Origin of the sequence: Desulfoluna spongiiphila (assembly GCF_900101345.1) — a bacterium.
Classification (GTDB): domain Bacteria; phylum Desulfobacterota; class Desulfobacteria; order Desulfobacterales; family Desulfolunaceae; genus Desulfoluna; species Desulfoluna spongiiphila.
Window position 1 is genome coordinate 156,682 of the sequence record NZ_FMUX01000006.1, and the last position, 23,082, is coordinate 179,763.

Here is a 23,082-nt window from a genome sequence, read left to right on the forward strand (position 1 = left end):
TTTCTATTCGTTTTTATGTTCGGTAGTGAACATTTGCGCAAAAAATTTATAAATCCGTATTGAGGTGCGGGTGGGATCTTGAAAAGCCATGAAATATGGAGCCTGGAGAGGACGACAGAGGGGGGAGCGGGGGATCAGAATGCAGGTTTTCGGGCTTTGGAAAGGTATAATATACCGAAGCGTTTCGGTCAAGTATGAAAAAGGGACGGGCGTGCAGCAGGCGGACGGGTGTCATGGCCCGGCTGCACGCTCCTGGCGGGTGGTCGGGCAAATCCGCACCGATTCGTATCCGATCCCCTTAAAAATGTCCCTTCAGCAGGGGAAAACAGCCCTGCGCCGGGCGTTCTCCCCTGTGAAAGGGGGCAGGGCGTTGGACCGCACCGTTTTCCGGTAAATCGGAGATCCGGTGGCGGCAGCAACGGTCTGCAATGCTGTGGGCAGCGGCCTGGCAAGGGATGGCTGATGGCGCAGGCAGGTGGTGAGGATCGGTGTCCACGCGCCATCGGGCCACCCCTGGCCACAGGAGGCTGCTCAGGGGCCTTTAAAATCGGGTCTGCCAGGGCCGTCCGGGAAGATGGGCGTCACATCGGTTTGTTGTTCCGGTGTGGCGCCCATGCAACGGCTGCTGTGCGGCTTCCTTTTTAAAGGCTCCGTATGAATGGGTTACTTTACAAATGCCGGCCGTGAAAGGCGGGCGGCCCCACCGAGTTCTTCGGCGATGCGCATGAGCTGGTTGTACTTGGCCACACGGTCGCTTCGGGAGAGGGAGCCGGTCTTGATCTGGCCCCCTGAGATGCCCACGGCAAGGTCGGAGATGAAGGTGTCCGAGGTCTCTCCGGAACGGTGGGAGATCACGGTGGTGTATCCGGCGGCACGGGCCATCTCGATGGCACGCAGGGTCTCGGTGACGGTGCCGATTTGGTTGAGCTTGATGAGGATGGAGTTGGCCACCCCCAGCTCGATGCCCTTGGCAAGGATGGCAGGGTTGGTGACGAACAGGTCGTCGCCCACGATCTGGATCTTCTCGCCCATGCGCTGGGTCATGAGGGCCCATCCGTCCCAGTCGCCTTCGGCCAGGCCGTCTTCGATGGAGACGATGGGGTAGGTGGCCACAAGGCGCTCGTAGTAAGCCACCATCTCTTCGGAGGTGAGGGCCTTGCCTTCGGCCTCAAGGACGTATTTACCGTCTTTGTAGAACTCACTGGCAGCGGCGTCCAGGGCCAGGACCACATCTTTTCCCGGGGCGTACCCGGCGGATTCCACGGCGGTGATGATCAGGGCCAGGGCCTCTTCGTTGGATCCCAGGTTGGGTGCAAAGCCCCCCTCGTCGCCCACGCCCGTGGTGAGTCCTTTTTCCTTGAGGAGGGCCTTGAGGTGATGGAACACTTCGGCGCCCATGCGCACCGCTTCAGCCACGGTGTCTGCTCCGGCGGGGATGATCATGAACTCCTGGATGTCCAGGCTGTTGGTGGCGTGGGAACCGCCGTTGACGATGTTCATCATGGGCATGGGCAGCTCGCAGGCCGCCATGCCGCCCAGGTAGCGATACAGGGGCAGGCTGTAAGCCTCGGCTGCGGCGCGGGCCGCGGCCATGGAGACCCCAAGAAGGGCGTTGGCCCCCAGCTTGGATTTGTTTTCGGTGCCGTCCAGGTCGATGAGGGCCTGGTCCAGGGCCACCTGGTCTGAGGCGTCCAGGCCGATGACGGCCGGGGCGATGATGGCGTTGACGTTTTCAACGGCGGTGAGGACGCCCTTTCCGAGGTAACGGTCTGCGTCTTTGTCCCGGAGTTCCAGGGCTTCCCGGGTACCGGTGGATGCACCGGAGGGAACGGCAGCGCGGCCGACGGCACCGCAGTGAAGGGTGATGTCCACCTCAACGGTGGGGTTTCCTCGTGAATCCAGGATTTCGCGTGCAACCACGTTGGTGATCTGAGTCATGTCATACCTTCTTTATCTTATATTAAGCGGCGACGGGAGATGCCGGGGAGCCCATGAGCAGGCTTCCCCGGCTCCCACCACCAAATGTTTCTAACAATAAAATGTAACCATTCAGCACCTAAAAAGATGCCTACGGCGGCAAGGTGAGTCACCTTGAAAGCTGGTTGAGGATGCGTTTTGCCCCTCGTTCTTCGGGCCAAATCACATCCGCCTCTTAAATAAAATCCATTCAAGGCGTTTCTCTGGGGCCTGCTTGTTAAACTTTTTAATAGTTTAGGTCCCGGCAGGGCCGCCGGAGGCACAAGCTGAATAGTTACCCCGAAAAGCGATTTACGCCACTTTTACCTTCACCATGTTGGTGGTGCCGGGGACCCAGGTGGGGTATCCGGCGGTGATGACGATGGTGTCCCCCTTGTCCACAAGGCCGGTCTGCAAGGCCTCGCTGGCTCCCTGTTCGATCATCTCGTCCATGCCTTCGGCGCTGTTCACCAGGCTGGGGTAACAGCCCCAGAAGAGACAGAGCCTTCGCATGGCGGCTTCGTCCGGGGACAGGGCGATGATGGGGGAGTCGGGGCGGAACCGGGAGATCTGCCGGGCGGTGAACCCGGATGTGGTGGGGGCCACAATGGCCGACGTGCTGAGTTTTTCGGCCAGGACGCAGGCGGCGTAGGAGACCGAATCGGAGACGCGCTCTTTGCAGACGCTTTTCATGAACTGCTTGTGGGGGTAGGTCTCCTCGGCCTTGGCGGCGATGCGGCTCATGTAGCGGACGGTCTCCACGGGGAAGTTGCCGTTGGCGGTCTCTTCCGAGAGCATGACGGCGTCGGCGCCGTCCAGCACGGCGTTGGCCACGTCGGTGGCTTCGGCGCGGGTGGGGCGGGGGGAGTCCACCATGGAGCGGAGCATCTGGGTGGCGATGATGACGGGCTTGCCCGCTGCCACGGATTTTTCCACGAGCATCTTCTGAACGCCCGGGACATCCTCTAAGGGAATCTCTACGCCCAGGTCGCCCCTGGCCACCATGATGCCGCCGGTGGCCTTCATGATTTCGTCGATGTTGGCGATGGCTTCGTGCTTTTCGATCTTGGCGATGACCGGGGTGGCTTTGCCCGCGGCTGCGATGAGCTCTTTGATCTCGTTGATGTCGTCCACGGTCTTTACAAAGGAGAGGGCCACAAAATCGACGTCGTTTTCAAGGCCGAAGGCCAGGTCCTCTTTGTCCTTTTCGGTGAGGGCCGGGATCTTAAGGACGCTGGTGGGCAGGTTGATGCCCTTGTTGGAGGTGAGAAGGCCGCCGATGACCACGGTGCAGGTGATGTCCTGGCCCTTGATCTCCTTGACGACGAGCTCCATGAGGCCGTCGGCCAGGAGGATGACGTCCCCGGCCTTGATCTCGTCGGGCAGGTCCTTGTAGGAGACCGAGACGCGGTTTCCTACGCCCATGATCTCCTCGGAGGTGAGGATCAGCTCGGCACCGGGGACCAGCTCGATGCCGGGTTCCTCGATTTTACCGGTGCGCATTTTGGGGCCGCAGAGGTCCTGGAGGATGGCCACGGGCTTGCCCATCTCCCGGGACAGCTCGCGGATGGTGTGGATTTTTTTGATGTGCTCGTCGTGGCTCCCGTGGGAGAAGTTGAGCCGCGCCACGTTCATGCCGCTGTCAATGAGGTTTCGAAGCACGTCCGGGGACTCGCTGGTGGGGCCGATGGTGCAGACAATCTTGGTCCTGCGCATGTTCTCTCCTTGGGCTTGCATAGGCTTTCCTCCGCCGGGTGGTATGACCGCCCCCGCCCTCCCGTTAAGGGTGCATGGGGACATGCAGCGGGCGGGTGCGGTCATTTCAGGGAGGATGTGTACGTACGTTGTTTCCATGGGTGTCAAGGGTACCCGGATGGTGTTACGGGCATCCCTGGATTGCGTTACGGGATGGTCAGGCAGGCCGGCAACCACCGGCCTGCCCGGGCCCGTTACCTGGGCATGTAGTTGGCTGCCAGTTTCCCGTACGCCTCAATCTGTTCGTCGATCCATGCCTGGTCCTTGCCCAGCTCCTTTGCCATGATGGCGGCGACCCTGGGAGCTGCCTCCACGCTGGCGGTGGCCCCCAGCAGAAGGGACCGGGTGCGCCTTGAGAGGACGTCGGCCACGGTGCAGGCCCACTCGTTCCGAGCGGCCCATGCCACTTCCAGGCCGGTGTAGGGCAGGGAGGGGTGCAGGGGCTCTGCCAGCTCGGGGGACTCCTGGGCCAGCTCTTTGATTTCGCCTGCGTAGCTGCCGTAGACGTGGAAGGGGTCGCTTAAGTCGGCGCCCACGCACCACCCGTGGAGCTTGAGGTCCCGGGTCTGGGAGTCGCGGTGGGGAAGCCCGCCGATCTGGGCGGCCCGGTCGATGGTGTCTTCACCCATTTTGCGGTAGGTGGTCCATTTGCCCCCGGCGATGGTGACCAGGCCGTTGGGGGAGATGGTGAGGTGGTGGTCCCGTGAAAGGGACGAGGTCTTACCGTCGCTGTCGTCCCCTGAAATCAGGGGGCGGATGCCGGTGAAGACGCTCAGGACATCTCCCCTTGAGGGGACCCTGGAGAGGTAGCGGCCCGCGTGGCTGAGGAGGAAATCGATCTCTTCGGCAAGGGGGGTGGGCTCCATAACCGGGTCTTTGATGGGGGTGTCTGTGGTGCCCACGATGACGCGGTCGTGCCAGGGCACCATGAAGATCACGCGGCCGTCGTCGGTGTGGGGGACCATGACGGCGGTGTCCCCGGGGGCAAAGGATTTGTCCAGGATCAGGTGCACGCCCTGGCTCGGAGCGATGAGTTTATTGGTGTTTTCGTTGTCCATGGCGCGGATGTTGTCCACGAAGATGCCGGCGGCGTTGACCACGGATTTTGCTTTTAAGGTGTACTCGGTGCCGGTGAGGCGATCCCTGGCGGTGACCCCTTCCACCACGCCGCCTTTTTTCTTCAGGAGGCCTGTGACTTCCATGTGGTTGACGGGGAACTGGCCGAGGCTCTCCATGGTACGAGCCAGGGTCACGGCAAGGCGTGCGTCGTCAAACTGGCCGTCGTGGTAGACCACGCCCCCTTTGAGCCCGTCGGTTTTCAGGGTGGGGATGCGCGTTAAGGTCTCTTCCTTGGAGAGGAGCTTGGAGGGGCCGAAGCCCAGTTTGCCTGCAAGCATGTCGTAGAGTTTCAGGCCGATGCCGTAGAAGGGGCGCTCCCACCACCTGTAGTCGGGCACGATAAAGGCCTGGTTGTAAACAAGGTGGGGGGCGTTTTTCAGCATGATGCCGCGCTCTTTCAGGGCGTCCATGACCAGGGCGATGTTGCCCTGCTGCAGGTAGCGTACCCCGCCGTGGACCAGCTTGGTGCTGCGGCTGGAGGTGGCTTCTGCAAAGTCACCCTGTTCCAGAACCAGGGTGCTGTACCCTCGGGAGGCTGCGTCCACGCCAGCCCCAAGGCCCGTGGCTCCCCCGCCGATGATGATGACGTCCCAGACCCGTGAGGGGTCCTCCAGTTGCCGAATCATTTGTTCACGTTTCATGACATACTCCTGGTGTGCATATGCTCGGCACCCTCGCCTGTTCCGCCGCAGCGGGTTTTATAAGGCGTATGGCTGCACGCAGGTGCCCGCCGGGTGGACGGCGCGGGTGCGTTGCATGTGCGTTCACGGGACTGCGCCCGCGGATAACGGATTTCGTGTTTCATCCTTATTCAGGCCATCTGACAGGGTGAAACGCTGTGATCATGTGTCGTTGCCGTATTTATTCAAGCCGCCGGCGCGCCCAGGGCTTCCACCCCGGGGAGTTTTTTGCCTTCCAGGAACTCCAGGGAGGCGCCGCCCCCGGTGGAGACGTGGGAGACCTTGTCGGCCAGGCCCGCTTTTTCAATGGCCGCCGCGGAGTCGCCTCCGCCGACGATGGTGGTGCCGCCGTTTTCTGTGGCGGTGACCAGGGCCTCTGCCACGGCAAAGGTGCCCTTGGCCGACGCTTCGATTTCAAAGACGCCCATGGGGCCGTTCCACACCACGGTTTTGGAGGCGGCGATGGCCTCGGAAAAGGCCTTCACGGATTTCGGCCCGATGTCCACGGCCATCTGGCCGGCGACGATGGCGTCCTCTCCGACAAAGGCGCAGTCGCCCAATGTCCGGTTGTCAAAGTCCAGGCGGTCCGTGACGAGGTAGTCGCTGGGGAGAAGGATCTTTCCCTTGCACAGCTCAAGGAGCTCCTTGGCCAAGGGGAGCTTTTCCTCTTCGCACAGGGAGTTTCCGATCTCTCGACCCGTGGCCTTGAGGAAGGTGCAGGCCATGCCGCCGCCGATGATCAGGGTGTCTACCTTGGGCAGCAGGGCCTTGATGACATCGATTTTACCGGAGATCTTGGCCCCGCCGATGATGGCGGTGAAGGGGCGCTTCGGCTCAGAGAGGGCGCTGCCCAGAAAATCGAGCTCCTTTTTAATAAGGTAGCCGCAGGCGCAGGTGCCCATGTGCCGGGTGATCCCCTCGGTGGAGGCGTGGGCGCGGTGGGCGGTGCCGAAGGCGTCGTTGACGTAGAGGTCGGCCAGGGCTGCCAGCTCGGCTGCAAAGGCATCGTCGTTGTCGGTCTCGGCCTTGTGGAATCGCAGGTTTTCAAGGAGAAGCACGTCGCCGTTCGCAAGGGCGTTTACCGCCCCTTGAGCTTTGGGGCCGATGCACTCTTCGGCAAAGGCCACGGGTTTTCCGAGGAGCTCGGAGAGACGCGCTGCCACCGGTGCAAGGCTCATGGCCTCTACGCGCTGGCCCTTGGGACGGCCCAGGTGACTCATGAGGACCACTTTGGCCCCGCTGTCCGCAAGGCGGGTGATGGTGGGCAGGGCGGCCCGGAGTCTCTTGTCGTTTTCCACGGCGCCGCCTTTGACGGGCACGTTGAAGTCCACCCGCACAATCACCGTTTTTCCCTTGCAGTCGATCTCTTCAATAAAAAGCTTGTTCATGTTTCCTGCCTTAAGCTTCCGGCGGATCGCTTTTCTTGGAAAAGCGCCGCAAAAACTTTTCGGTTGAATCCCCTGTTGCCGGCTGCACCGAAAAAAGGGGACGCTTTCTCGTTAAGTCAAAAGAGTCGGTGAGCCAATGCCTTCGAATGCATCGAGGCTGCCCCCAGGGCCCGGGTGTCACACCCTGGCCCCAAAAAAGGGCATGCCTTTGGCCTCCGGCAGGGTCGCCGGAAGCACTCTTTTGCTACCCGGCGATGTGCTTGAGCAAATCCAGGACCTTGCAGGAGTATCCCCATTCGTTGTCGTACCAGGCGATGAGCTTGACAAAGTTGTCGTTTAAGGCAATGCCGGCCCCCGCGTCGAAGACGGAGGTGCAGGGCTCGCCCACGAAGTCGGTGGAGACCACGGCGTCCTCGGTGTAGGCCAGGATGCCTTTGAGTTCGCCTTCGGAGGCCTCTTTGAGGGCCTTTTTGATCTCATCGTAGGTGGCGGGTTTTTCCAGGCGGCAGGTGAGGTCCACCACGGAGACGTCCGGGGTGGGCACGCGGAAGGCCATGCCGGTGAGTTTGCCGTTAAGATCGGGGATGACTTTGCCCACGGCCTTGGCTGCGCCGGTGGAGCTGGGGATGATGTTCTGGCCGGCACCGCGGCCGCCGCGCCAGTCTTTGCGGGAGGGGCCGTCCACGGTCATCTGGGTGGCGGTGGTGGCGTGGACCGTGGTCATGAGGCCTTCTTTGATGCCGAAGGCGTTGTGGACCACGTGGGCCAGGGGGGCCAGGCAGTTGGTGGTGCAGGAGGCGTTGGAGACGATGGCCTGGCCTGCGTAGTCGGTGTGGTTTACGCCCATGACGAACATGGGGGTGGCGTCTTTGGACGGGGCGGAGAGGACCACCTTCTTGGCACCGGCCTTGAGGTGGGCGGAGGCTGTCTCCTCGGTGAGGAAGAGGCCGGTGGCTTCTACCACGTAGTCGGCACCCACGTCGGACCAGGCAAGGTCGGCAGGGTTGCGCTCCGAGGTGACCCGGATGGCTTTGCCGTTGACCACCAGGTTGCCGTCTGCAACCTCCACGGTGCCGTCGAAGCGGCCGTGGGTGGAGTCGTATCTCAGCATGTAGGCGATGTAGTCCACATCGATGAGGTCGTTGATGGCCACGATTTCCATGTCAGTGCGTTTCGTGGCTGCCCTGAAGACAAGGCGTCCGATGCGTCCGAATCCGTTGATGCCGATCTTGATCATGTTGCCCTCCTGAAGCAGTTGGTTTGATTTGGCGGTTCCGGTTCGAAGCAGTGGCCCGTATCGGAACCTGTTTGTTCGGTGGGTTTCAGGCGTTGTCCGGTGCTGAAGCATGTTCATTTTCGAACAACGTCGTCAACGCACTTAATCAATAGGCTATGCACGCTATGAAAAGCAAGAAGAATTTTCACTATCGAACATAAAAAGTTCGAGTCTGAAGATTTTTAGGGGGTTTTGGGGGGCGACGGGATTCTAAAGTGAACATTTTTGGTCTGACCAGGGGGGCCTGGTGCCCGGTGCCGCGGGGTGGCTGTTAAGGGGTTTTGTTTTCTGGGTCATTCATGGCAAGGGGGGCTGTTCCCGGTCCATGCTCCATGGCGTCTCGCACGGCATGGGCCAGTTGGTCTCGGGCCAGGGGTTTGAGGAGGTAGCTCTGGATCCCGATTTTTTTTGCCAGGGCCTCGTCGATCTGGTCGCTGTAGCCTGTCAGCAGGATAATGGGGATGCCCGGACGGATGGCCAGGATGTTTTCCGAGAGCTGGGCACCGTTTAAGTTGGGCATGTTCATGTCCGTGATGACCAGGTGGAATCCATCGGGGTTTGCCTGAAAGAGGGCCAGGGCCTCGTCTCCGGCCTGGCTTTGTGTGACACGGTACCCAAGGCCTTGAAGGGCCGTGACCGTTGCGGTGAGGATGGCCTCCTCATCATCCACCAGGAGAATATGTTCTCCTCCCGTGGGCAGGGTGTGCTGGGCCGGGGCGTCCAAAGCCGGGGGGGGCGGCATCCACCGTGGGCAGGTAGATGGCAAAACGGGTCCCCTGGCCCACGACGCTCTCCACCTCAATGGTTCCTTTCAGGGCCTTGACGATGCCGTGGACCACGGAGAGCCCCATGCCGGTGCCTTCCCCCGGCTCTTTGGTGGTGAAGAAGGGCTCGAAGATACGCTGCCGGGTTTCCGGGGCAAGGCCGCAGCCCTGGTCTGTGATGGTGAAACACTGGTACTCCCCGGCTTTGAGATCCGGGTGGCGGCTCATGACCTCGGCGGGGAGGGGCCCTTCGGTGAGGGAGACGGCAATGCACCGACCCTGCTGCCTCATGGCGTGTGCCGCGTTGGCACCCAGGTTCATCACCATCTGGTGAATCTGGGTGGGGTCGGCCATGACGGGCTTTTGGGCCCCTTCGTCTAGGGTGAAGTCGATGGTGATGGTGCTGGGGATGGTGGCCCGGAGCAGCTTGACCGCATCGCCGATGACGGGCCCTAAAAACACAGGGGTCAGGGTCTGGTCCGCCTGTCGGCTGAAGTTCAGGATCTGTTTCACCAGGTCCCGGGCCCGGCGGGCTGCCTTGAGGATTTCACCCACGTACTGGTGCTCCAGGCTCTCTTTTTCGACCTCGTCCTGGAGGAGCTCGGAAAACCCGAGAATGGCGGCCAGGATGTTGTTGAAGTCGTGGGCGATGCCCCCGGCCAGGGTGCCGATGGCCTGGAGCTTCTGGGACTGGCGCAGCTCACTCTCAAGGGCCAGCCGGGACTCTTCCGCCTGCTTTTGGTCGGTGATGTCCTGGACGGTGCCGAAGGCCGAAAGGGGGGTGCCGTCTTCGTCCCGTGCAAGCAGGCCCTTGCCGATGACCCACCGGGCCGATCCGTCGGGGAGGGTGATCTGCTCTTCAAAGACCGTGCGCCCCTCATGGAGGATGGATTTCAAGATACGGTCGATGAGTTCAAAGTGCTCGGAGGAGACGCTTTTTTTGAGGAAATCGCGGCTGATGGGGTCTGTGGCGGGCTCCAGGCCGAAGATGCGATAAAACTCCTGGGACCAGGTGGCAAGGCCGGTCTCCAGGTTGCACTCCCAGTGGCCGAGGTGGGCGATACGCTGGGCCTCTTCCAGGCGCGCCTCGCTCTCCATGAGGCGCTCTTCGGCCTTGATGCGCTGGGTGATGTCGATGCCCACCCCCATGACCCCCACCACCTGGCCCGTGAGGTCCTTGAGCTGGGACGTGACGCACCTGAGGCAGCGCACGTCGTCCTGGCATTTAAAGTAGAGTTCCATGTCGTTTTGCATGCCGTAGAGCAGGCTTTTCCTGGCCATGATGCCGCAGAGTCCGTCTTCATCTTTCATCACTTCATCGACCCGGTAGTCCCCCACGAGGCCTTCGGCCGTGATGTCGGTCAGCGCTTCGGCCAGGGTGGCGGCCGCCCGGTTGATGTAGGTCATCTTGAGTTCGGTGTCGGCGGTCCACAGGACAATGGGGATGCCCCGCTTGATGGACTGCCCTTCGCCGATGACCCCGGAGAGCATGTGCCTCAAGCTTTCGGCCATCTGGCCCACCTCGTCTTCGGAGTGGTAGGTGATCTGCCGGTGGAGATCCCCCTTGGCGATGGCATCGGAGACCTCCACGATCTCCTGCACCGGAGAGGCCACCGACCGGGTCACCAGCCAGGTGAAGTAGAGGCCGGCGGTAAAGGCCAGGCCCAGGGCCCAGTACATGAGGATAAAGGCCTGGCGCCGTACCTTTCGGGTGTGGTTGAAAAAGAGTTCCGCTTCGTACTGGGTGGATTCGTTGAGCAGGGCCATGCTCTGGGAGATGAGTTCCATGTGGGCAGCGCATCGGCCCTTGGCGATCTCCGCCGCCCGCCAGGGTTCGCCGTCTTCCACCAGGGCGATGATCTCATCGCGGATGGGAAGCCACTCCTTATAAAGGGCAAAGGCGTGGTCCACCATGGCGTGTTCACCCAAATAGAGGTGCTTGATGGCGTTGAAATCCCCTTCGATCTCCTCTTCCAGGGCCTGCATGGTGAGCACGGCCACCTGGAGCTCCTGGGGGATCCGGGAGAGGGCCACATCCTTCATGGCGTTGTGGAGGCGGATGATGTTGGAGTCCACCCGCTGGACCGTGTTGCTCACCTGAAAGGGGTGCCGATACATTTTCCGCGTGAGATCGGAGAGCTGGCCCATCTGGTGCAGGGCAACGGTACCCAGGCTGATCATCAGGATCAGGATGGTGCCGAAGCCGATGCCGAGGCGATGCATGATTTTCAGGTCTTTGAACATAGGGTGCCTTGGGAAGCGTGCCGGGGGCCAGGAGCGTGGCGGTGTGCAGGGCCTTATGGCGGCCCGGTGCCTCGGGGGAGGCGGTGTATCAGACCATAGCGCAAGAAGCCGGATGAACAGGTGATCTGGTGGGGCTAACCGGGAACTGTCGGAGGGCAGATCACATCACAAGGGGGTTGTGAGTTTTTATCCTACCACAGGGTGGCGGCGTGTTTCAATTTATCAATGCATTTCACGGGGTTTTCCAAGGAATCGCAGCCATGGCGCATACGATCAATGGGATTTCTCAGGGGCGGCTGTGTCATCCTCGGCCTTGTCGTCTTCTTTGACTTCATCCCGTGGGGCTGCGGCCCGGTGAAGCACGCGCTGGGGAAAGGGAATTTCGATGTTCTCTTTTCGAAAGGCGTCGTCAATGGCAAAGAGCAGCTCGCTACGGACGGACATGCGGTAATCGATGTCCCGGATATGGCAGCGCAACTCAAAATCGAGGGCGCTGTCCCCAAAGCCCTTGAACAACACCCGGGGTTTGGGAACAAGGCGTCCGTTGGTGAGGACCATGGGATGGTCCTCGGCGATCTGCATCATCAGGTCGTGGACCTTTCGGGTGTCGGTGCCGTAGGCCACGCCCACATGGACCATGACCCGGCCGAAGGGGTCTCCGAGCATCCAGTTGGTCACCTGGTTGGCGATGAGATCCGAGTTGGGCACCAGCACATCGGCCCGATCAAAGGTCTGGATGTGGGTGAACCGGATGCTTACCCGTTTGACATATCCTTCGGTTTCTCCCACCACCACCCAGTCCCCGGGCCGGACGGGCCGCTCAAAAAGGAGGATGAGGCCTGAGACGAAGTTGTTGACGATATTCTGGAGGCCAAAGCCGATGCCCACGGAGAGGGCCCCTGCGATGATGGCCAGGTTCTTGAACTCCAGCCCGGCGATGGACAGGGAGTAGAAGAGAGCAAAGCCGGTGAGTACGTACCCGGTGAGGGTGACGATGGATTGCTTTTCGCCCTTGTCGAAGTTGGTGTGGGTGAGCCACTTCTCTCCCATCTGGTGCTTGAGCCACCGAGAGAGGTTGAGGATCAGGAAGAAGAGGAAGACGGCCAGGATGATCCTGACGGGGACGATGACGGTATTGCCCACACGGAACCCTTCAAGGAAGAAATTCCCCAGGGTGGTGGTCTGGAGGGCGGTTTTTCCCCAGATTTTGGTGACAAGCATCCCGTAGGCGAGAAAGATAATCACGGTGAGGCCGCGGGTGATCAACTTGAGTCCCTTGATCTGTTCTTCAGGGGTGTAGCCCAGGGCATGCCGCAGTGTGCGGGCTGTCTGCTCCGCAGGGACCTGGGTCAAAAGATCCTGGATTTTGTGGACGCCCAGGATGATGGCCCAGGTCACCAGCCCGCCGGTGAGGGTGCCCAGCACCCCGACGGTGGCAAACCCCGCCAGGTGTCGGTACCCCAGCCAGTCGGCCACAGGGCCGAAGGCGAGGCAGAAGATCAGGGGAAAACGGATGCTTTTGAGCAGGGCGAGCCGGGGGTGGCGGGAGAGGGTCCAGAGGACGCGGACGGATGCCCCCAGCAGTGCGATCATCAGGACGCTTCGGGCCAGAATGGCCAGCACCTCGGGGACCCGGCTCTCAATGTCCGCAATGACAAGGGCTTCGGCCAGAAGGGCCACGGTGATAAGGACCCTCAAGGGAAAGGAGGCGGGAACGCCCAGGGTCTCCTTGCTGAAATAGCGCTCCACAAGGGGGCTCAGGGCCAGGGCGATGGCCAGGGCCCCCACCGGGGCGGCCAGGGTGAGGATGCCACCGGCGTAAAACCCCGAAGCCGTGGAGGTGAGCAGGGCAATGGCGGGCAGGCGCCGGGTGAACATGAGGGCCGCCTTGTGCCGCTTCAGCTCGGGGTCCTCCGCCGACCAGCTCTTGATGCGCCTGTCCAGGGTGAGGATAAGGGGCAGCAGCAGGAGCAGGGGAAAAAAACCGGCCAGCAGCATGAGGTTGGTGTCCGGATGGGTGGTGGTTTTGAACTCGTAGAGTTTCTGGGGGGAGGCGATGAGGGCGGGAAGGGCCGTAATCGCCTTCCACACCGGCTGCTGCCGGTCGAGAAGGGCGCTGGTGAAGTTCTTCTGTCGCCAGGTGATGATCTGTTTTTGGAGCTCGCGAGCGCTCAGGTTGAGGAGCCGGCAGATGGCCAGCCGCTGCTCCAGGTTTTTCCGGTCGGCCTCCAGGGTGCTTCGGCGCCTTGCCAGTTCGGAATCATCGGAGGCAACGGGGTCCCCCAGGACCGCAGCCTTTATCTCCACCTGGGACAGCTCTTTTTCCGTGTCTTCCACACATTTGGAGGCGCTTTCCATGAGGGTCTGGAGGGTGGCCAGGCGCTTGTTGATCACCTCCGGAGGGGGCGGGGAAAGGCCCCAGCCGCCCACTTCCACGCGGATGGCGTTGAGGCGGATCTCATCGACCATGTACCACGCCTTATCCTCGGCCCCGCAAAGGGTGGGGAGTATGAGAAGCAGCAGAGCAGAGAGTATGAGGACACATCGTTTCATGGCAACCTTGCGTGTGGAAAAAAGAGACCGTCTAATAAAAATAAGGATCAATGGGTTTACTTTACCAGCACGGGGCTGGGGAGGCAATGGAGCAGGTGACAGGCCATCGCGGGGCATCACTGTGCACCCACGATTCACTGTTTATTTAATTGATGCGTGCAAACAGGACCGCCCGAATGTCAGCCATGGCGTTGTCGATGCCGGCGGAGTCCTGCTTGCCTGCGGCGTTGAAGAGTTCCTGGAAGGCTTTTTTGTCCGAGGACGAAAGGTGGCGGGAGGTGCCGCCGTCGGAAAGGGCCGCCTCTTCGATGGCCAGGGCCGCATCATCCCGCTTGCCGTGGGACCGGGAGGTGATAAGGGTAAAGTAGAGCAGGATCCGGTCCAGCAGGACAAAGAGCATCTGCAGGTTCCTGCAGGGCCCTAAGGTGAGCTCCTGGCCCCCTAAAGGGATGCCGGAGACCTTTGCCCGTGCAATGCGCCGTTCCCCCAGAAAAGCCGAGGCCGCCCCGCCAAGGGAGCCCAGGACAGTAAACAGGCCGAGGCTGTGCCCGGCGGCGGCCAGGTCGATGACGGCACCGGCCGCACCCCCGCACGTGGCGGCTGCCGTGGCCAGCTGCTTCTGGGTGAGTCCCAGAAGTTTGAAGGTGCGCTTGTCAAAGAGGTCCTGTTGAAGGACGGAGCCTTCGGGCATGGTGACATCAAAGACGCTGTGCCTGAAGGTGCGGCGGATCTGTTCCCGGGTCCGGGCCTCTTTTTTTCGGAGATCTTCCTGAAAACGCGCCGCCAGTTTTTTTTCTGTCTCTCCTTTTTTCGTGTCATCCCGCAGGGTGACGGAGACCGTGTGGGTCAGGGCAAACCGAAGGAGCTCGGCCATGGCATCGACGCTTCGCCTGAGTCGGTGGCCCCACTCCTCGTTCAGGGCCGTGACCACATGGGAAAGAGCGGGTTCCCATTCCGGGTCCACGGTCATAAGGGCCGCCAACAGGTCGAGCCGGTCTTTGATGGCTGCGGTGTGGGCGTTGAAGACCCGCACGGCGTTGAAGGTCTTGCGGAACTCCGCCCGCCAGGCGGCCAGGTGTTTTTCGTTTCCCCCCTTGCAGTTGATCACCGCCATGCGGGGCAGGCCCGTGAGGCGAAGGATCTCCATCTCCGCCAGGTCGTTTTGCCGTACGGGCCGGGACCCATCCGCCACGTAGATGATCCCTGCCCCTTTTGCCACGGGTGCCAGGAGCTCGCATTCGTCCGTAAAGGTCTGATCGTCCTGATGTTCGGCAAGAAAGGCATCAAGGATGCGCTCCGGTGCCCCGGTATAGGACCGGAACCAGGCCAGGGTTTTTTTGGGCGCCTGAAACCCCGGGGTGTCCACAAAGCGGATGAGGGGGGCATCGTTGAGGGTGACCGTGTAGGTTCGGCTGGCCGTGGTCTCGCCGGGGAACGGGCTCACACGCACGGTGTCGTCCTCGGTGAGGGTGGAGACCAGGGTCGATTTTCCCTCGTTGGGATGCCCGAGGATGGCAAATTCTGGGATGGTCGTGTGGGTCATGGTCTAAAAGCTGGCCTCCGTTCAAATGATAGAACCTGTTAGCTATCCTCTGCCTTTATTACCTCTACCCTCAAACCCGGCAGCGCCAGGGCCGCCACGACTTTCCTCCAGATATTCACATGGCCCTCTTCAGGTACGTCCAGGGTTCCTTCGGCCATTTCTCCGGTGAGAAGAATCGTCAGGGGGGTGTGCTTCGGGCACGACTGCCTCAGGTCCACGATCCAGTCCAGGGTTTCGCGGATGGGCGCCTGCCACGCCTCCTGAACCAGGTAGAGGCGGCCATGGGGCTTCGGGTGTTGGGCAGGGGCCTCCATGGAGACGGTGATGATTTCCGGGGCCATCAGGGGGGCGGCCAGATGGTGGGTAAGTTCCGGGATCATGTCTTGCAACTCTTCGGGGACGAGGACCGTGGGGCGGGCAGGGGTGAGGCCGGGGTCTCCGTTGTCCCGGGGGGTGACGGATTTGCGTTTGTTCAGCTCGGCCTCGGCCTCTTCGGCCCGGCGGGCTTCAGTGACCCGGGTGGCAAGGGACGGTCCCGAAACGCTATCAAGCAGGAGGCGGACCTGGGGCCAGGCCAGGAGTTCCCGGTGCACGGCTTTGCCAAGGCCCCTTCGGGAGGCGATGAGAAGGCAAATCCGGGGCAGCAGGCCATACACCAGCAGCCCCATGGCAAGGAAGGGCCACCAGGCCGTGAGGTGGGCACCGGAGAGCCCTTCGATTCCTTCCTTTAAAAGGATACGGCTTCCGGCCACGGCCTCAAGGGTGGGGGTGCCCACACCCTGGGGAAAACACCAGGACCAGGGCAGGGCAATTCCTTCGGCCAGGCGATGCACCACCTGGGGGGCCGCGCTTTCCCCCAGGGTGGTCTGCCACCCGAAGGCCGTGTCAAAAAAGAGGATCCGCGTACAAAATGCGGTGAGGGCCCCGGCCGCAAAGACCGTGGCAAAGAGTTGGACCCGTGAGAAAAGAAGGAAAAAAAGTGTCCGCCCGAAGGCCCGGGAGTTTCCCCTGAGCCGCCGCCACAGCCCCAGGGTCTCGCTGCGACGCTCAGCCGGGAGTCTTTTCAATCCTTTTTCCATGGCCCGGGAGAGGAGATGGCCCACCATCACCCCGAAGGGGCTGAGGCTCTCCGGGGCCTTGATCCTGAAGGCCAGGGGCAGGGCGCTTCCTGCGGCGAGGATGCCCTGAATCAGGATGAAGAGCACGAAAAAGACCAGCACGTTCACCGGCTCCGTGCCCGTATAGGCAAGAAATGAAAACACCCCGCCATAGCCCGCCGTCACGGCAAAACAGACCAGGAGAACAGAAAGGAGGGCAGATGCCGTACCGAAGAGATCCCCGGGATGTTTATTCTTCATCTCGTCTGCCTGCCTTCGCGCCGCAAGCCAGCGCTCCAGGCGTTTTCGGTCGTCATCACCGGCACGGCTCTCCACAAGGCGGCGGTTTGCCTCGTCCACCTCGGCGTGGCCAGCGGTTTCGGCCTTCTCTTCGTCTATAGAAAGGAAGTGCAGGGTGTCCAGAAGGTCGCGGATGTGAAACGGTTTTTCCATGCCTTGAGATGTACCGCAGGAGGGGAAAAATGGCAAGGGAGGGGCTGTGCGGCAGGAAGGCTTTAGCTCGAAAGGTCGTGTTTCGTTGGCCTCCGGCAGGGCGTCGGAGGCTATTTTGAGCTGAATGGTTTTGTGAGTTGCAAAAAAAGCCTGTCCCCTCACGAAAGGGCGGCTGCCAGCAGCTCTTTCGTGTAGGGGTGAGCTGGCGTTTCAAATATCTGGTGGGTGTTTCCGGACTCCACGATTTGTCCATCTTTCATCACCATTACCCGGTCGCAGAGGGAGCGGATAATACGCAGATCGTGGGAGATGAAGAGGTAGGCGATATTTCGGGTTTTCTGGAGAGACTTCAGGAGGGTGGTGACCTGGAATTGAATGGATCGGTCCAGGGCCGAGGTGGGTTCGTCCAGAATGATGAGGGCCGGGTTGAGGACCAGGGCCCTGGCGATGGCGATGCGTTGCCTTTCTCCACCCGAAAATTCGTGGGGGTAGCGGGCAAGGATTGATGGAGACAGGCCCACCTCGGTGATGGCTTTTTCGATGAGGCGGTGATGGTCGCCACGGGTTTCCTTGGCATGGTGGCTGAGCCCTTCGGCTACGATCTCCCGCACGCTCATGCGGGGGGATAGGCTGGCAAAGGGGTCCTGGAACACCACCTGAATGTTTTGCCTGATGCGGTTGAGCTCTGCCTGCCCCAGAGTATCCAGCCTGTGCCCCATGAATTCGATGCCGCCCCGGCACCGGATCAGGCGCAGAAGGGCCAGGGCCAGGGTGGATTTTCCGGAGCCGCTTTCCCCAACGATCCCTAAACTCTCACCTGCCTTCACCTCAAGGGAAACCCCGTCCACGGCGCGGGTGACACGTCTCTTCTTGAAAAGAAACCTGTCCCCTTTTTGGAAATGGACCCTGATGTCGTCAGCTTTGAGGACCACCGGAGCCCCTTCCATGTTTCGGGGTTCTGCTGGCGTCGCATGGGCCGTCACAAGCTGTTTGGTGTAGGGATGCCGGGGCGCTTCAAAAAGCTCTTCGGGGGTTGCCGTTTCGACGAATTCACCGCCGCGCATCACGTACACCCGGTTTGCCACGTGCCGGACCACCCCAAGGTCGTGGGTAATGAGCAGGATACCCATGTGGCGTGTCTCTTTGAGCTCGGACAGCAAGGCCAGCACCCTTGCCTGCACCGTGACGTCCAGGGCCGTGGTGGGTTCGTCGGCGATAAGAAGTCCCGGGTTGGAAGCGATGGCCATGGCGATCATCACCCGCTGCCTCTGTCCCCCCGATAGCTGGTGGGGGTGGTGGCCGAGCCGTTCTTCGGCATGGTCAATGCCCACGGCACTTAAAAGCTCTATGGCTTTTTGTCTTGCCTTCTTTCTGCCAGAACTGTCATGGGACAGGATCCCTTCAGTGATTTGTTTCTCAATGGTGTGAAGGGGATTCAGGGCGGTCATGGGCTCCTGAAAGATCATCCCGGCACTTTTGCCCCGCATCGATCGCATCTCCTTTTCGGGTAATTCCAGGATATTCCGATCCCCAAGTGAAATTGCACCTTGGATACGGGTTCCGGATACAGGCAGCAGCCGCAAGACAGACTGGGCAGCCACGGATTTGCCCGCCCCGCTCTCGCCCACGATGGCAACGATCTCCCCCCGGTTGACGGCAAAGGAGATCCCCTTCACCACCTCCTTTTCCATGCCGTTTTCAGAAAAGGATATATGCAGGTCTTCAACGTTTAACACTGGGGGTAGGGTCAATGATTTCTCCTGAATTATAGTTGCTCTTCGGTTTATACCTCCGGCGGCCCTGCCGGGGGCTAAACGTTTAAAAAGTTTAACAAACAGGTCTTAAAAAATGATTTCAGATGAAGTCTTTTTTAAGGGCGGATGTGATTTGACCCGAGGAACGAGGGACAAAGCGCATCCGAAACCTGCCTTCAAGGTGGCATCTACGTTGGTATCCACGGGCGAAGCCCGTCAGGGAATGTGATGAGCCTGAGGAACGAAGGCGAAAGAGCATTCCCGAACCTGGGGTCCAGGGGTGGCGAAGCCACTTAGGCTAAAAATCCCCTGGCCGCCGGAGGCACGCTTTTGCTTCTTTTCCTGCTGCTCACCCCCGAGCCTGGTGCCTTGGGTTAAAGGCGTCGCGCACGCCCTCCCCGATAAACACGAGCAGGCTCAGCATGAGGGCCAGGACCACAAAGGCGGAGAGGCCGATCCATGGTGCGTGCTGGTTGGCCTTTCCCTGGGCCAGGAGTTCCCCCAGGGCCGGGGAGCCCGGGGGCAGGCCGAAGCCCAGGAAGTCCAGGGAGGTGAGGGTGGTGATGGAGCCGCTCAGGATAAAGGGCAGGAAGCTGAACACCGAGATCAGGGAGTTGGGCAGGACGTGCCGCCACATGATTTTGCGGTCCCCGATGCCCAGGGCTCGGGCGGCCCGTACATATTCCAGGTTCCTGCAGCGGAGGAACTCGGCCCTGACCACTTCCACAAGCCCCATCCAGCTGAAGAGGAGCATGATGCCCAGGATGACCCAGAACCCCGGCTCGATGAAGCTGGAGATGATGATGAGGATATAGAGCAGGGGCATTCCCGACCAGATCTCCATGAGCCGCTGGCCCAGCATGTCGATTTTTCCGCCGAAGTAGCCCTGGACGGCGCCCACGGTGACGCCGATGGCCGAGCTGAAGAGGGTGAGGAGCATGCCGAAGGTCACCGAGGTGCGAAATCCGTAGAGAAGCCGGACGAAGATGTCCCTGCCGTGGTCGTCGGTTCCCAGCAGGTTCTCCCCGTTGGGCGGTGCCGGGAAGACCGGGCGCTCAAAGTTTACCGTGTCGTAGTGGAACCGGATGGGGGACCGGAGCATCCATCCTTGGGCGTTGATGAGGTCCCGCACCTGGGGATCGGTGAAGTCCGCCGTGGTTTCAAAGACGCCTCCGAAATCCGTTTCGGGGTAGTCGTGAATCACGGGGAGGTACCAGCGCCCCTGGAATCGCACCAGGAGGGGCGAGTCGTTGGCGATGACCTCGGCCATGAGGCTCAAGGCGAACAGCACGGAAAAGAGCACAAAGGAGTAAAAGGCCCGGCGGTTTGTCCGAAAAGCCCGGACGCGCCTTTTGCCTATAGGGGACAGGTTGATCCATGCCATGGTCATACCTCGCTTTCGTCAAAGGAGATGCGCGGGTCCACCCACACATAGGTAATGTCGCTGATGATCTTCAGGACCAGGCCCATGAGAAGGCCGATGTAGAGGTTGGCGAACATCACCGGGTAGTCCCGCTGCATGGTGGACTCGAATCCCAGGAGCCCCATGCCGTCTAAGGAGAAGATCACCTCGATCATCATGGATCCGGTGAAAAAGATACTCACAAAGGTGGCGGGAAGGCCCGAGATGACGATGATCATGGCGTTTCGGAACACATGGCCCAGAAGGATCCTTTTTTCGGTCACCCCCTTGGCCCGGGCCGTCACCACGTAGAGCTTGTTGATCTCTTCCAGAAAGGAGTTTTTGGTGAGAAGGGCGAGCCCTGCGATGCCCCCGATGCTCATGGCCAGGATGGGCAGGCAAAGGTGGTGGAGGTAGTCGGTTACTTTTCCCCAGAAGGGAAGTGCATCAAACCCCGGCGAGACCAGTCCGCGCAGGGGAAACCACTGGAGATAGCTGCCCCCTGCAAACACGGTGATGAGAAGGACCGCAAAGAGAAACACCGGGATGGAGTTCATCAGGATCACCACGGTGCTGGACCACACGTCGAACCGGGTGCCGTGGTTGACGGCCTTTCGGATGCCTAACGGAATGGAGATCCCGTAGATCAACAGGGTGCTCCAGAGCCCCAGGGAGATGGAGACGGGCATTTTTTCAAAGATGATGTCCACCACCTTCCGGTCCCTGAAAAAACTCTCTCCAAAGTCAAAGCAGAGGTAGCTTTTCAGCATGTTCAGGTAGCGTTCATGGACGGGCTTGTCGAACCCGAACTGTTTTTCGATCTCCCGGATCATCTCAGGGGAGACCCCGCTGGCCCCCTTGTACCGGTTGACCCGGTTAAGGGAGGTGTCCGGCGTGCTCACCAGGTCCCCGTCCTGGCCGGTGATGCGTTCAAGCACCGACCGGCGGTCCCCTTGCATTTTGGAAATCACCTGCTCCACCGGTCCTCCCGGTGCCAGTTGGATCACAAAAAAGTTCACGGTGAGGATCCCCAGGAGGGTGGGGACCATATAGAAAATTCGCTTGAGAATGTATCCGCCCATCATATCTCCTTGGGGCCTGCCTGAACGGCGTCTTTGCCCGGACGTACCCACCAGGTGGCGACCCCGGGTTTCTTGCCGGGGATGACCTTGGGCATGTCAAATTTATCCCTGTAGGCCAGCCGGTAGTGGCTCACCGTGCCGAAGGGGATCATGTAGGTTCCCTGAAGCAGTACCCGATCCAGGGCGTGCATGGCGAAAACGAGTGTGTTGCGGTCCGGTGCGGAGAGGATTTTCTCCACCAGGAAATCAACGGCCGGGCTCTTGACCCCGGCAAGGTTCCGGGCCCCTTTCCGGTCGGCGCTCTCCGAGTGCCAGTAGAGTTTCATCTCCATCCCCGGGGTGGGCATGCAGCCGAAGCCTGCGTTGATCATGTCGTAATCGTAGTTTCGCATGCGCAGAGTGTACTGGGCCGAGTCACTGCGGTGGATGATCATCTCGATTCCCAGGCGGGACAGGTTCTTTTGAAACGGCAGCAGGAGCCGGTCCGTGGCTGGCGAGTCGGAGAGGAACTGGAACCGAAATGGGCTCCCCTGCTTTATGGGGCCCTTTTCCCTTCCGTAGACAAGCCGGTTGTCTTTGATGCGCCACCCCTCTTCCTTGAGTATCTGGGCAGCCCGGATGAGGCGTTCCCGGATTAACCCGGATCCGTCCGACTCCGGGATTCGGTAGGGGGAGGTGAACACCTCCTTGGGCAGTTCGTCCTTAAACGGGGATAGAAGGGCCGTCTCCTCCGGGCCGGGAAGGGGAGGCGCTGAAAAATCTGAATTAAAAAAGTAGCTGGTGAAGCGCCGGGGTTCGCCATAGTAGAGCCGTTTTTTCGCCCATCCGTAATCAAAGGCAAGGAGGAGGGCATAGCGTACCCGGGGATTCTTGAACACCGGCCTGCGGGTGTTGAACACCAAGCCTTCCATGCCCTGGGGAAGCCGGTGGGGTAGGGTGGCGCACTTGATCTCGCCCCGGGCAAAGGCCGGCCCTTTGTACATGGTGGCCCAGGTCTTGGCTGAGTTTTCGAAACGGTAGTCGTAGAGCCCGGCTCTGAAGGCCTCAAGGGCCACGGTGCCGTCCCGGAAGTAATCGAAGGTGATGACGTCGAAATTATACTGTCCGCGACAGACAGGAAGGTCCCGGGCCCAGTAGTCCTTGACGCGCTCGTAGGTGATGCTTCGTCCCTGCTTGAAGGAGGCGATGCGGTAAGGCCCGCTTCCCAAGGGAAGGTCCAGGGTGGTGGCGAAAAAATCCCGCATGCGCCAGGCATGCTCCGGCAAGACGGCGAGCTGGGCCAGGATGCCGGGAAGCTCGCGGCTTGCCCTGGCTTTGAAATCGAATTTCACCCGGTAGGGGCCCAGGGCCTCCACCCTTTTGATCTCTTCGTAGTACTTTTTCAGGGTGTTGCCGAAGTTGTTGATCAGGGCGTTGTACGAGAAGACCACATCTGTGGCCGTCACCGGGGTTCCGTCATGGAAGCGGGCTTCTTTTCTCAGGTGGAAGATAATCCAGGAACGGTTTTCAGGCATCTCTACCCCCTCTGCCAGCAGTCCGTAGTACACCCCGTCCTCGTCGCCGGATGCCACCATGAGGCTGTCGTAGACCAGCTCCGCCCCGGCAGCACATTCCCCTCTGAGGATAAACGGGTTGAAACTGTTGAAATTGCCCAGGGAAAAATCCCGCAGGGTCCCACCCTTGGGGGCGTTCGGGTTCACGTAATCAAAATGCTCGAACCCCGCCTTGTATTTTGGCACCCCCCCGGAACTTAAGGCGTGGGAAAAAACAACGCCCGGGCTTTCCGCACGTGCTGTGGAGATGGTCAGCACAAAAAGAACGAGCACAATCAGGGGAATACTAAACTTCATGATGGACATACCTTGTCTGGCTTCCGGCTCACCGGAAGGGTTGTGTGGTAAAAGCGTGCCTTCTATGGTTAACGTGAGTGGAAAAAGCAGGCCTCCGGCGGCGAGGTGAGCCACCTCGAAAGCTTATTGCATTTGCGCATTTTCCTTCGTTCCTCAGGAAAATGCG

14 protein-coding genes are annotated in these 23,082 nt (G+C 60.7%); all 14 read right to left on the reverse strand.

Translation table 11 applies throughout. The annotated features are described in order from the left end of the window. Positions 1-663: 663 nt before the first annotated feature. Complete coding sequence (gene eno / locus BLQ12_RS10295) at positions 664-1,938, reverse strand: phosphopyruvate hydratase (protein WP_092210566.1); 1,275 nt, start codon at positions 1,936-1,938, stop codon at positions 664-666. Between the two features lie 330 nt (positions 1,939-2,268). Continuing rightward, positions 2,269-3,672 carry a pyruvate kinase gene (gene pyk / locus BLQ12_RS10300; protein ID WP_092210567.1) on the reverse strand — a complete coding sequence of 468 codons (1,404 nt, stop codon included), beginning with the start codon at positions 3,670-3,672 and terminating at the stop codon, positions 2,269-2,271. Positions 3,673-3,905: 233 nt separating this feature from the next. Continuing rightward, on the reverse strand, positions 3,906-5,471 hold the full coding sequence (locus BLQ12_RS10305; RefSeq protein WP_092210568.1) for a glycerol-3-phosphate dehydrogenase/oxidase: 1,566 nt from the start codon (positions 5,469-5,471) through the stop codon (positions 3,906-3,908). Positions 5,472-5,695: 224 nt separating this feature from the next. Continuing rightward, complete coding sequence (locus tag BLQ12_RS10310) at positions 5,696-6,898, reverse strand: phosphoglycerate kinase (RefSeq protein WP_092210569.1); 1,203 nt, start codon at positions 6,896-6,898, stop codon at positions 5,696-5,698. A 244-nt stretch (positions 6,899-7,142) separates the two neighbouring features. After that, positions 7,143-8,135 carry a type I glyceraldehyde-3-phosphate dehydrogenase gene (gene gap, locus BLQ12_RS10315; RefSeq protein ID WP_092210570.1) on the reverse strand — a complete coding sequence of 331 codons (993 nt, stop codon included), beginning with the start codon at positions 8,133-8,135 and terminating at the stop codon, positions 7,143-7,145. Positions 8,136-8,445: 310 nt separating this feature from the next. Further along, the gene (locus BLQ12_RS10320) at positions 8,446-8,844 is read right to left on the reverse strand and encodes a response regulator (RefSeq protein WP_175469633.1); all 399 of its coding nucleotides are present in this window, start codon (positions 8,842-8,844) and stop codon (positions 8,446-8,448) included. After that, on the reverse strand, positions 8,837-11,182 hold the full coding sequence (locus BLQ12_RS10325; RefSeq protein ID WP_092210572.1) for an ATP-binding protein: 2,346 nt from the start codon (positions 11,180-11,182) through the stop codon (positions 8,837-8,839). Before BLQ12_RS10325 ends, BLQ12_RS10320 begins: the two co-directional genes overlap by 8 nt. Positions 11,183-11,455: 273 nt before the next feature. Further along, positions 11,456-13,735 carry a mechanosensitive ion channel domain-containing protein gene (locus tag BLQ12_RS10330; protein WP_175469634.1) on the reverse strand — a complete coding sequence of 760 codons (2,280 nt, stop codon included), beginning with the start codon at positions 13,733-13,735 and terminating at the stop codon, positions 11,456-11,458. Between the two features lie 145 nt (positions 13,736-13,880). Then, on the reverse strand, positions 13,881-15,278 hold the full coding sequence (locus tag BLQ12_RS10335; RefSeq protein WP_092210574.1) for a GTPase/DUF3482 domain-containing protein: 1,398 nt from the start codon (positions 15,276-15,278) through the stop codon (positions 13,881-13,883). A 38-nt stretch (positions 15,279-15,316) separates the two neighbouring features. After that, positions 15,317-16,828 (reverse strand): DUF2868 domain-containing protein, encoded by a 1,512-nt coding sequence (locus tag BLQ12_RS10340; protein ID WP_139163934.1) that lies wholly within the window; start codon positions 16,826-16,828, stop codon positions 15,317-15,319. 158 nt (positions 16,829-16,986) lie between these two features. Next, entirely contained in the window at positions 16,987-18,579 is a 1,593-nt protein-coding gene (locus BLQ12_RS10345) for an ABC transporter ATP-binding protein (RefSeq protein ID WP_092210576.1), read from the reverse strand. A gap of 352 nt (positions 18,580-18,931) precedes the next feature. Then, positions 18,932-19,966, reverse strand: a complete 1,035-nt coding sequence (locus tag BLQ12_RS10350) for an ABC transporter permease (protein WP_092210658.1) — start codon at positions 19,964-19,966, stop codon at positions 18,932-18,934. 2 nt (positions 19,967-19,968) lie between these two features. Continuing rightward, complete coding sequence (locus BLQ12_RS10355) at positions 19,969-21,066, reverse strand: microcin C ABC transporter permease YejB (RefSeq protein ID WP_092210577.1); 1,098 nt, start codon at positions 21,064-21,066, stop codon at positions 19,969-19,971. Next, positions 21,066-22,916: an extracellular solute-binding protein gene (locus BLQ12_RS10360; protein ID WP_175469635.1), complete on the reverse strand. Its 1,851-nt coding sequence runs from the start codon at positions 22,914-22,916 to the stop codon at positions 21,066-21,068. The genes BLQ12_RS10355 and BLQ12_RS10360 overlap by 1 nt, the downstream gene beginning before the upstream one ends. Between the last annotated feature and the right edge of the window lie 166 nt (positions 22,917-23,082).